Annotated in this window: 7 protein-coding genes and 2 pseudogenes; 5 read left to right on the top strand and 4 right to left on the bottom strand. The window is 52.6% G+C overall.

Features of this window, described 5'->3' with window-relative positions; all coding sequences use genetic code 11:
* Positions 1-417 precede the first annotated feature (417 nt).
* The 3 genes and pseudogenes from AC2FGB_RS19905 to AC2FGB_RS19895 form a co-directional block, all read left to right on the top strand.
* Positions 418-621, top strand: a pseudogene (locus AC2FGB_RS19905) (IS6 family transposase); the annotation flags it as partial.
* 572 nt (positions 622-1,193) lie between these two features.
* Complete coding sequence (locus AC2FGB_RS19900; protein ID WP_496694681.1) at positions 1,194-3,254, top strand: adenylate/guanylate cyclase domain-containing protein; 2,061 nt, start codon at positions 1,194-1,196, stop codon at positions 3,252-3,254.
* 511 nt (positions 3,255-3,765) lie between these two features.
* The gene (locus AC2FGB_RS19895; RefSeq protein WP_142640399.1) at positions 3,766-4,227 is read left to right on the top strand and encodes a hypothetical protein; all 462 of its coding nucleotides are present in this window, start codon (positions 3,766-3,768) and stop codon (positions 4,225-4,227) included.
* A 180-nt stretch (positions 4,228-4,407) separates the two neighbouring features.
* Here the strand turns inward: AC2FGB_RS19895 and AC2FGB_RS19890 are convergent, their stop codons facing one another.
* The 3 genes from AC2FGB_RS19890 to AC2FGB_RS19880 form a co-directional block, all read right to left on the bottom strand.
* Positions 4,408-5,484 (bottom strand): DUF2652 domain-containing protein, encoded by a 1,077-nt coding sequence (locus AC2FGB_RS19890; protein ID WP_281973968.1) that lies wholly within the window; start codon positions 5,482-5,484, stop codon positions 4,408-4,410.
* A 202-nt stretch (positions 5,485-5,686) separates the two neighbouring features.
* Positions 5,687-6,100 (bottom strand): ester cyclase, encoded by a 414-nt coding sequence (locus AC2FGB_RS19885; RefSeq protein WP_142640397.1) that lies wholly within the window; start codon positions 6,098-6,100, stop codon positions 5,687-5,689.
* A 124-nt stretch (positions 6,101-6,224) separates the two neighbouring features.
* Positions 6,225-6,755, bottom strand: coding sequence for a TetR/AcrR family transcriptional regulator (locus tag AC2FGB_RS19880; protein ID WP_496694680.1), 531 nt, complete (start codon positions 6,753-6,755; stop codon positions 6,225-6,227).
* A 681-nt stretch (positions 6,756-7,436) separates the two neighbouring features.
* Between AC2FGB_RS19880 and AC2FGB_RS19875 the strand changes: the two genes are divergently transcribed.
* Positions 7,437-9,095, top strand: a complete 1,659-nt coding sequence (locus AC2FGB_RS19875; protein WP_496690615.1) for an AMP-binding protein — start codon at positions 7,437-7,439, stop codon at positions 9,093-9,095.
* A 316-nt stretch (positions 9,096-9,411) separates the two neighbouring features.
* A pseudogene (locus AC2FGB_RS19870) lies at positions 9,412-9,519 on the top strand (IS6 family transposase); the annotation flags it as partial.
* Between the two features lie 467 nt (positions 9,520-9,986).
* Here AC2FGB_RS19870 and AC2FGB_RS19865 read toward each other — a convergent pair.
* Entirely contained in the window at positions 9,987-10,412 is a 426-nt protein-coding gene (locus AC2FGB_RS19865) for a hypothetical protein (protein WP_496694679.1), read from the bottom strand.
* Between the last annotated feature and the right edge of the window lie 216 nt (positions 10,413-10,628).

Here is a 10,628-nt window from a genome sequence, read left to right as displayed (position 1 = left end):
TGCCCGAAGGTCTTCCTCTCAGCAATCGCCATCGCAGCTCTCGTCATCTATTGGCTATGAGTCCTGACCCTAGTTGGCTGGCTTCGATGTGCTGAAAGGCAACTCGATCCAATGCTAGCATCCAGGGCTAACGCCTGAGATCTGGCAAGTGTTAGCCCACAACGCACCCTCCAGGTAGCGGCCGCCGCCGTCTAGAGATCAGATTAGATGCCGTTCGCCATTTCTTGGTGCGGTGTGTTTGCGCGACGGGTGACAAACCAATGCTTTGCCCATTCGGCACAAAAGGCCACGTTTATCCAGAAGCGCCCTTATATATTTGGATTAGTGGTTGGCGGTACTGGTTCTCAATAGACTTTATTATTCTGTCGCTGGAGAAAACAACATTAATGACCAGCCCAAAATTGACAGGAGCATCCGGTGACGATCTCATTCAAGGGCTCGCATTTCCCAAAAGATGTGATCTTGCACGAGGCGTTTTTCTATCTGCGCTACTCAGTGTCGTATCGGGATCTGGGAGAAATCCTGGCTGAGCGCAGAGTTAAGGTTGATCACGCGACGCTGAACCGTTGGATCGTCAAATATGCGCCATTGATTGCCGACAAGGCACGTCGCCATAAGCGAAACTGCGTCCGCCTCTGCAACGCTGGATGGGATTGAAGTTGCGCAGATGATCAGAAAGGGTCAGTTCGGAGTCGGAATCTGCCCGGTCAAGCAGTTTACGAACCAAACCGTATGAACTTAGTAAATTCCAACCAGCCCTTACACTTCAGAGAATTTTGCGACAAAGCCGCTAAGATCATATCGAACTTGCGAATTCGGGCCAACGGCGGCTCTTCCCGCAATATGCGGCGGGAAGGGCAGAGTAGATGAACGGCAGATTCCTTTCGCGAGCTGTTAGTTCGTAGACCCGCCGATTTTGTGGCTGCGGCGAATGTCTCCTTTGATGAGCTGCAGCGCAGTGGTGGGACATATCTGCCAATGGCAAGTTCAGGCGGCCCGTTCATTTGCACACAGCGTCTGGCAAAATCGCAAAGGTCAGTTACAGTAGCCAATGTTCAAGCGCCCGCTTCAACACAATGCTTTGCTGCTACCTAACAGTTGCGTGAGATTTCGGGATAGGTCTAAAAAAGTTATGCCCTCCTAGCAATCTCAATTCAATACTGAAGAATATGAGTAATTTGGCGGAGATTTAAGTGCGACTTAGCGTGGGCATCGCTGTGTCAATTCTGGTGGCTGTGTCTATCGGAGTGTCGACCTTTATTGTCCATTCCCTATGGTGGACGACTGCGCGCGACAATAGCCGCATGCTTGCAGCTGAAATCAACGGCCAGATAGCGAACACTGTCCGCATCGAGGTGGGGGTGACGCTTAGGTCGGCCGAAGCCGCTTGGGCAGCCGTTCGCACGATCTTTGTCCAGAACGTCATCGCGACGCGACAGGCCGACAAGCGCGAGTTTGTTTTTCTGTCGCAACTGCAGGCGCAGCCGAATATCTCATGGATGTTCTTTGGCTGGCCCGATGGCAATTTTTTCGCGTCGCACCGTCTAGGTGACGGCGGGCTTGAGATGATTGAAATCGACAAGGGGATCCGCGACCGAATGCTGCGGAAGGATCGCTATATCTTTATCCCCGGTGACATTCAGTTCGAGGAGCGGACCTTTACTGAAACATCCTATGATCCGCGCGAACATGCCTGGTTTGAAAACTTCATGGGGCTCAGCTCTGCGGGGTGGATCGAAACGCACGACCTTCCGGATAGTAAAAAAACCGTTTACGCCTTTGCTGGTCCGATAGACGTCAACCGAACGCGGCAAGGTGTTCTGGCCGTTGCAATCGAAACGGATCGTTTGTCACGTTTTCTCGCCACGCTTGCCCCCGGCGAATTCGGCGCGGCATTTATTCTGAACGCTGACGGCAAAGTTATTGCAGTACCTGATGCAGAAGCGGATGAGATTACCCCGGCGCGCATGGGCGAAGGGAAGCTTTATGAAGTTGCCATGATCTCAGGCGAAAGGTTGTTGGCAGATCCCCAAGCGAATGCCCAAGGCACGTTGACGAAACGTGTCGTCATCGACGGCGTGCCTTATGCGGTGGCGCTGACGCCACTGGGGTTTTACGGCTGGCGCGTTGCCACGGTCATACCCGAAGCGGCGTTTCTGTCGAGCATCGATGAAGCGCTGATAAACTTGATATACGTTTTGATCGGTGTGGTGATCGTCGCAACCGGGCTGGCGATCTGGCTGATCCGAAGCATTGTCGCAAATCCGCTGGCACGCATCGCCGAAGATCTTGGCAAAATCGAACGCTTTGACGTCGAACGCATTGAGCGCAGACCCTCCAGACTGTCTGAGCTTGCCAATCTTTCTGCGGCAACCGCGAGCATGGCCGCTGGTTTGTCCGCTTTCCGAAAATACGTGCCCACCGATCTCGTGCGTATGCTGGTTGCTGAGGGCATCAAGATACAGCCGGGCGGAGAAATGAAACAGATCTCTGTGTTGTTTTGCGATGTAGCGGGTTTCACAGGGCTGTCCGAAAAACTTGGCCCAAATATTGTCCAGCTGATGGAGCCCTTCTTCAGCGCAGCCTCTGCGGCCATTACTCAAAACGGTGGGACGATCGACAAGTTTATTGGCGATGCCGTGATGGCGTTTTGGGGGGCGCCGCGTAAAGATGCCAACCACGCTGAAAATGCTTGCCGAGCAGCGCTGGACCTTGTCGCTGCCGTGGGCGCGTCCGGAATTGAAGATGAGGCCGGCAACCCCCTACGCGTCAGGATCGGGGTGAACAGCGGCGAGGCTCTGGTCGGAAATATCGGATCAGAGCAGCGGTTGAACTACACCGCGATTGGTGATGTCGTGAACGTTGCCAGTCGGTTGGAAGGGGCCAACAAAGACTATGGAACGCTGATCCTGATCGGGCCGGAAACGAGGCGACAGGCCGCTGACGCAATCGTGGTCCGTGAGTTGGACACGCTTACGGTGTTTGGACGTGTTGAAGAGCTGGTGGTCTACGAACTGATCGCGATGGCGGATGGGCGTGTTGGATCATTTGCCTGGATAGAGGCTTATGAACAAGGCCTTACACATTATCGGACAGGGCGGTTTGAAGAGGCCGTTGCCGCATTCGCGGCCGCAGACCAGACGCGATACGGAGACCCCGCCTCAGTCGCCATGATGGCCCGCGCCCAAGACCTGTTAGACAGGCCGCCAAAGGAAGGCTGGCGTGCGGTTACTAGCACCAACAAGAACCAGTAGGAAACTTCCGTTAAAGTTAAGGGGCTTCGGGAAAGTCCGACAAGTCTCGCGTTGTGTGTGCTCAGCGCGCCGGGGACTTCGCTCGCAGTGAATGTCCGGAAAGTGGGTTGCGACCGCGGCATCACCACCCGGTAGCCAATGTCCGGATTGGGCCGTCTAGGAAAACGACCCTGTGGCTCTAAATTTCAAAAGCTTCCGCGATGGCCAATGTGCCCTCCAACTCTAGGCCAGGATACCGTACCGTCCTATCCATTTTTGTATGTTCAGGCAGAAGTCGCTTATTGCGCAGATTGTCAATGTTTCTGCAGATCTGAGTAACCTTGGCTCACCTCTTAGAATGCGTTCCGTTGGTGCTCGCCTCAAGGTCTATGGGCTTCACCCATTCCCGGACAATCCGCACATACAGGCGGGTTGAGACGAGCGGGCGCTCATGAATAGCGGAAATTAACATGCCCGTCGTTTGCTAATTTCACTAATACTCTTAAGGTGAATGGAGCCTTAGGAGGCCTTAATGAAAAACCTAATTTTGATCTCGGTCTTGGCCGCTACTAGTACTGCGACCAGTGCCGAGGAGCAACGCATCGAGCTTAATAATTTCTATCCGCTTTCTCAGGAAAACTTTGACCTTGGTGATCATATTTTCCACATCGCCGACAACAAAGGAGGATTTGAAGTTATCGAAGGTCCTGTTGACGGCGGGCTTGCTCGATGCCTTGGATCGGGGTTCGGTTACCAAGATGGGACCAACTCAATCTCCGGAATATGCATTTTTGGTGAGGGCGAAGACACTTTCACGATGCGTTGGAAAGCAGGTGAAAAAGGCGCGGCTAACTCTTGGGAAATTATCGTCGGAACCGGGCGCTATGATGGAATGACTGGCGAGGGCATAGCCACGACGGACATTGTGTCGATGTACCAAGCACTACCTTTGAGGCGAACCCACATAGTAGGAACCGTGGAAATCCCTGAGTGAAATGTTGTCCCTAAGTTTATGACGGGTAGGGCCGTTGGATTGATCGTGGGAAGCAGGGCATGGGAAAACGTTACTGTTGCTCCAATGTTCGGTAGGTGATGGCGTCAGACATCATACACATCACAGGGAGCAGCATTTCGCGGTTGCCGACGCAATGTAAGCCGTCCCAACAAAGCGCTCTTACTTCGAGGCCTTGAGTTGTTCGTCCAGATCAGAGAACGATGCGGCCCAGAATTCTGCCAGGAACGCTGAAACCTCCTGTTCTGAGATTTCCGACCTATTGCCCTCGGCATCCGTCGCTTGACCCATTGTGTATCGCAAGTCGGTGCCGGTGTTCGTTTGCGTCAGCTGATATGTCTCGGGCAGGCTTACTCCAGTGCGCGCCGGATCCTGGATGCAGGTCGAGAAATAATCGAACGGTTCCCAATCAGTGATGCGATAGAAAAAGTCCGCCAATTCGTGAGAGCAATGATAGCCCGACCCATTGCCGAGACGCCCTTGTGGGCTGTCGACGGTGATTTCCTGTACACGGTTCATCCATTTCAGCTTTAGTTCCGGCGCGACCAACGCCTCCCAGACAACTGCAATTGGGGCATCGAAATGATGGAGGAACGTCCAAACTCCGTCTTCCTTGGTCAAGAAATGGCGTTCGCGGTTGGCACGCAAACGTTCCCAAGATTTAGCCAAATCGTAGACTTTCATCGAAACCTCGCCAAAATGTTCGATGTCCTGTGAAAACGGTTCCACTATGCCTTTGATATCCATGGCGTTTGCAGCGGCCTCGCTAAACAGCGCGTAACTGCGTACACCGGTGGCTTCAACAACGTTCGTCTTGGCCATTCGGTGGACCAGAACAACGTCGGCGCCGGAAAAGTCTTTTACCGGGCCAAGTTGCATTTCTTCGAACTGGCCATGATGGGTGATAACCTTCAAATCCAGCCCTCCGACATTGGCACACGCGTTGCAGGTACAGGTTGTGTTGGCAATTATGTCCTGCCGACGAAGAGCAAATGCGTTGTAGAGATTCTCGCAGATGGTCAGGAAGGTCTCGCCGGAGGGGAAATCCTGCCGGGTTGAATATGCCAGAACGGCATCGCCTTCGGTTTTCCAGAAATGGAGCGGATCACCCACCTGTTCGACCAGTACGCCCAGCAAGGAATGCAAAATCGGATTAGCGTGATCCATTTCCGAAGTGGTCAAAAATTGTGTGTAGCCGGAAATGTCGGCGATCAACAGATATCCAGTTTGTGTTGACATGGCACGCTCCCCAAAAGAGTGTTTGGCGCGGTTATTTTGACCTACAAAGGGTTCAAAACCACTTTGGGTCCAAATGCGCCATAGACGGTCATCATGGTGTGTAGGCTGGAGCTCAGACGCAAAGTTGCCGGTGAGAGCCCGAAGTGGTTACCAAGTTCCCGCAATACAGCCCCTAAATGGCGCCGCCGCTATAGCGACGTCACTACGCCCATCCGAGTTGTTTTAGAGAGTGCCCATCATTCCAGATTTTGGTCATTCGGGCGATCTTATCACCTTCAAATTCCATAACGTAGGCATAGTTGGTTGCGATTTCCTTGCCGGTGGCAGGAACTGGTCCACCTTCACCGGTTTGTTTGCCGCTGAATACTGCTGTGGCCGTTACGATGTTGCGTTCGTGATCAGTCGAGAATGAGGTGATGTCGTAATTGCCATCTGGGATTGGGGTCAAAATTCCCGCCGTCCAGGCTGTATAATCTTCGATTGTCGAGATATCGGCCAATGCGTCGGCTTCGCATGTAAAAGTGGCACCGTCCTGACAGTATGTCTTGCAGACGTTCCAGCCTTTGCCTGTTTCGCATGCATCAAAGAAGGCCATAGCCGTTTCGGAAATACTCATCGTGTTTCTCCTATCCCTGTTTTACTAACGTCCAGCGCGTAGTCGCCTTCAACTCCATCTGGATGGGATAGTTTTAGAACATTTATTTTAAAAAATCAATTTTAAAATAAATGAGGGATGAACTTCACTCGCGAATTTCCCGCATGATCAAGTCGTAAAAGTTTGGTATCACGTGCTTTTTTTCGTCGTGCCGCCCATACAAGACGGTCCCGTGAACGCAAAAAACCACAAAGCTTGCAAGCTGCGCTGTGTCCTTTTCCGCCCCGATATCTCCATCCGCCTGGGCATTACGAAGAGCAGTTTCAACCAATGACTCGACTTCTGCGCAGAACGCGCCCACCTGTTCAGCGGCCTCAGGACTTATCACATGTTTCTGCGCAAGGTGGTTCATCATCAGGCAGCCCTTGTATTCCGACTTGGCGGCCCCCAAAAAAACGTTTCGGAGAAACATTTCGACGCCCTCTAAGTTAGGGTTGTCGATCAGAATACGATAGCGCGGCCCGATAACATGATCGCGGTAATGATCCAAAGCTGCTGAAAACAATCCTTCCTTGTCTCCAAACTCCTTGTACATGCTGGCCGTGTTCAGCCCGGTTTCGCGGACAACGTCACTTATCGATGCAGCTTTGTAGCCGTTTTGCCAAAAAACACCCATGGCTTTTTCAACTACAGCTTCGCGTGAATATGATCTTGGTCTACCCATCGGAGTATATTAAAATGATCATTTAAAAATCGCAACACGTACCGTCTGAGCAAGATCAGGAAAAACCGTTACGCAGGGTAGAATCTTCGTGAACTGCCACGTTTTGCATGGTGCGCTCTTAAATTCCAACTCGCAGGCAAGTAGTTGATTTGTCATTGCTCCGTGTAGCGGGAATGCTCCCGCGTTTTCTAAAATTGACGTCAGGATTGACAGCCATTCTTATTGTTCAAACCAACCGCAGTAAATGCGCGGCTCAATTTTCGCATCCCAGCGCGGCCTTCAATGACCGGTTCGATGAAATTCGCTGAGAGGCAAAGTTCCGATGGTCGAACGAGCCTGCCCTGACCTAGACCATTTGCACGAGCAATGCAGCATGATTTACAGCCTGGCCGCGTATCCCCGAAAATGTGAATCTTGACGCGTTTAGGTATCTCTGTAACGAGCGTCGGCTCACTCCCATTTCATCTGCCATGCATTGGACCGTTGCCCTACCGTCTCGTGCCAAATCGAGCTTTGGTTCGGGACTGAATGGACCACTCGTGGCGCGCAGATGTTCGCGTAATCTCCAACGTAGAAATTTGACCTATTTGAGTGCAAGGTAATTACGGGCTGCATTTGGAGGAATACGTTTTGATGGAATCGAATTCTGACTCTGGGACTTCCTCAGAATACTCCAAAGCGGTGGAGGGCTTTGATCTGGACCTCGCAAAGTCTGTCTTTTTCGGCAATTTCAGCGGCGGGATCAATGCATGCGTAGAATGCTGTGACGCCCATTTGCAGGGCAATCCCATGGCTTTGAACTGGATTGCATTGGACGGGCACCATGAGACCCGCGACTTTAAGCAGTTGCGCGACGAAGCTGCGCGTTTTGCCAATTTGCTTAAGGAACAAGGCATCCAACCCCGCGACATCGTGGCGGGTCTGTTGCCGCGCACCCCGGATCTTGTGACAGTTGTTCTAGGCGCCCTCCGGGCAGGTGCGGCCTATCAACCTTTGTTTACAGCCTTTGGGCCCAAGGCCATTCAGGACCGTTTGACCATGAGCGGCGCGAAGATGGTTGTGACTGACGCCGCGAACCGCAAAAAGCTCAACGAAGTGGAAGGTTGCCCGCCTGTCGCGATGATTGCTGACACACGACAAGAGGTTGTTGGGGGAGACATTGATTTCCGCCGGGCAATGGCCTCGCAATCGCCTGAGTTCGTCCCGGTTTTGCGGAACGGCGATGACCTGATGTTCATGATGGCGACATCTGGAACTACAGGTCCCGCAAAAGGAGTTCCCGTGCCCCTAAAAGCTCTGCCTGCCTTTAGATCTTACATGATCGAAGGGATCGGTCTGCGGCATGAGGATGTTTTCTGGAACATTGCCGATCCGGGCTGGGCCTATGGTCTATACTATGCGTTGATCGGTCCGCTACTATTGGGTCATGCAACCACTCTGGTCGAGGGACCATTCACAGTGGACAGTACATATGACGTGATTTCGAGATTGGATGTGACTAACTTTGCAGGCGCGCCTACTGCGTTTCGACTAATCATCGCCGCCGGAACCGAGCGCGCGGCACAGCTGCGCGATCAGATCCGGTGCATCAGCAGCGCAGGCGAGCCGCTAAACCCCGAAGTCATCCGCTGGTTCGAGACCGAACTGAATGCGCCGATCAAAGATCACTATGGGCAGACCGAAACGGGTATGCTGGTGAATAATCATCACGGGCTCGAACATCCGGTCCGTCCGGGATCGGCCGGCTATGTTATGCCGGGATACAGGGTCGAGGTTCTGGCCGATGATGGCAGCATCGCCGATTTCAATGAGCCTGGTCAATTGGCCGTCAACATCGCGGATTCACCTCTCTTGTTCTTTAGCGGCTACCTGAACAAGGGCAACAAATCGATCGAGAACGGATACTATCTTACCGGGGACACGGTGGAGCGGGACGAACACGGATGTATCACTTTCGTAGGGCGGAACGACGACGTCATCACCTCTTCGGGGTATCGCATCGGACCGTTTGACGTTGAAAGCGCCCTGATTGAACACCCTTCTGTGACGGAGGCGGCAGTCGTAGGCGTGCCGGACAAGGAACGGACCGAAATAGTGAAAGCGGTGGTCGTACTGGCGGAAGGCACAGAAGGTAATGAGGAGTTAGCTGCAGAGCTGAGGGATTATGTCAAACAGCGCCTTTCTGCACACGCCTATCCTCGGCTTATCGAATTCGTCAAAGAACTGCCGAAGACACCCAGCGGCAAAATTCAAAGGTTCCTGCTCCGAGAAGCGAGTGTCGGCGCCACTTGATCTAGCCTCTCGAAGGCAAGCTTCGTCGTTCAAATACATGGCAATTCTGCTGGGCAGCGAACGGCGACTTAGTTCGCACTGTGTGAATTGACCGTTCCAGCCTCGCTGCGCTGCACCAATGGCCGGTTTCATCGCCGCGTCACAGCGCCAGATTTCGAGCGCATGCAGCATTTCTTCCGTAGCGAGCGCGCACCGCGAAAAATCACAATGACCGGGTTGGGCCGTTCGTATCGATAACGATAATGGGAGCCATTATCGTTACTGGTTTGCACTCGCAAACTTATCATTCACCTGCACGCAGTGCTGTATTAAGTGGTCGGCTACGGCAACTTTTGCAGGTATCGAGGTGGCGCACATGATCCGCAAAGGCCAATTCAAGCCTGGACTCTGTTCATTCAAACAATTCGCTGAGCTGACCGTCTAGCTCCAATCCGATCGTTAAAACAGCTCGTCGTGCTCAAAATTTTGCAACAAAACCGGCTACGTCCCGATCGGTGAGTGACTTTGGGCTGCAATCTGTTTTTGTAGCAAATCCCGAGCCTGCCGTCTCGTTACCGGGCTCTAGGTTTCAGCCGACATATCGGCTTCCACCCAGAACACCCCAGCATGATCTCCCTGACGCAGTAGTCCCTGAACCGTCTCTTGTGAGCCGGCGCAGGGGTTTTGGGTCATGGTCGGTCCATACCGTGGTGATCTTCCCATTATACCGGGTGGCCTTTCAGTATTGAAGCGCAGCAGTTACCGGCATTACATCGCAGCCGGACCTAAATTCTCCCGCATTCCAGAATAGCTAGCATTCAGCTGGGCAAAGATTGCCAAGTGGACAAGCGATATCATAAATAATTTCCGCAAAACCCTCGATGATAACCCCAAACCCTGCCGCGATAATGATCACGGAACCAATGAGGTATCGACCATCTTCTTCAACTTGACCAGGCATTTGGTTTTCTTGAATTGACCCCAATTCAGGCGAATACCGTCTTCGATTGCGTATCCACCAGTATCAGTTCCGATCAAATTAACATCCGACAAATCCCAGCTCCAATTCGGGTTTATTGCGGGATACTGCTGAGTGGCGGACAGGTTATTTTGACCCAGATGGCGCTCTGAAGGTAAAGCGAAGCCAAAGCCGGAAGAATTGGTGGTTTGGTAGGTATTGGCCATCCCATCAGCGTGATTGACTGTTTGCGAAACTGATGAGTGAACTTTGTGCGCAAACCCGCGTCGGCTATGGTCACGCAACGGACCAGCGGTGGACGTTCCGGCACTCAGGACAATGGCGAATGCGGTGACGGATGTAATCAGTGTCTTTTTCATTTCTTGGTCCCTCTAGGTTGAGCGTGTCTGATACGCTGTAGGTGGAACCAATTTGGAAATTTGAGGTTCGGATTTATTGCGCTGACAGGTCAAGGTTTTGAGAAAAGGCTTCAAGTTGACGCCTATCCCCGCCAGCATGAACTAGGGTCAGGACTCATAGCCAATAGATGACGAGAGCTGCGATGGCGATTGCTGAGAGGAAGACCTTCGGGCACC

This window comes from Ruegeria sp. CDSC021 (assembly GCF_059610845.1).
This window is presented reverse-complemented; position numbering and strand designations above follow the sequence as displayed.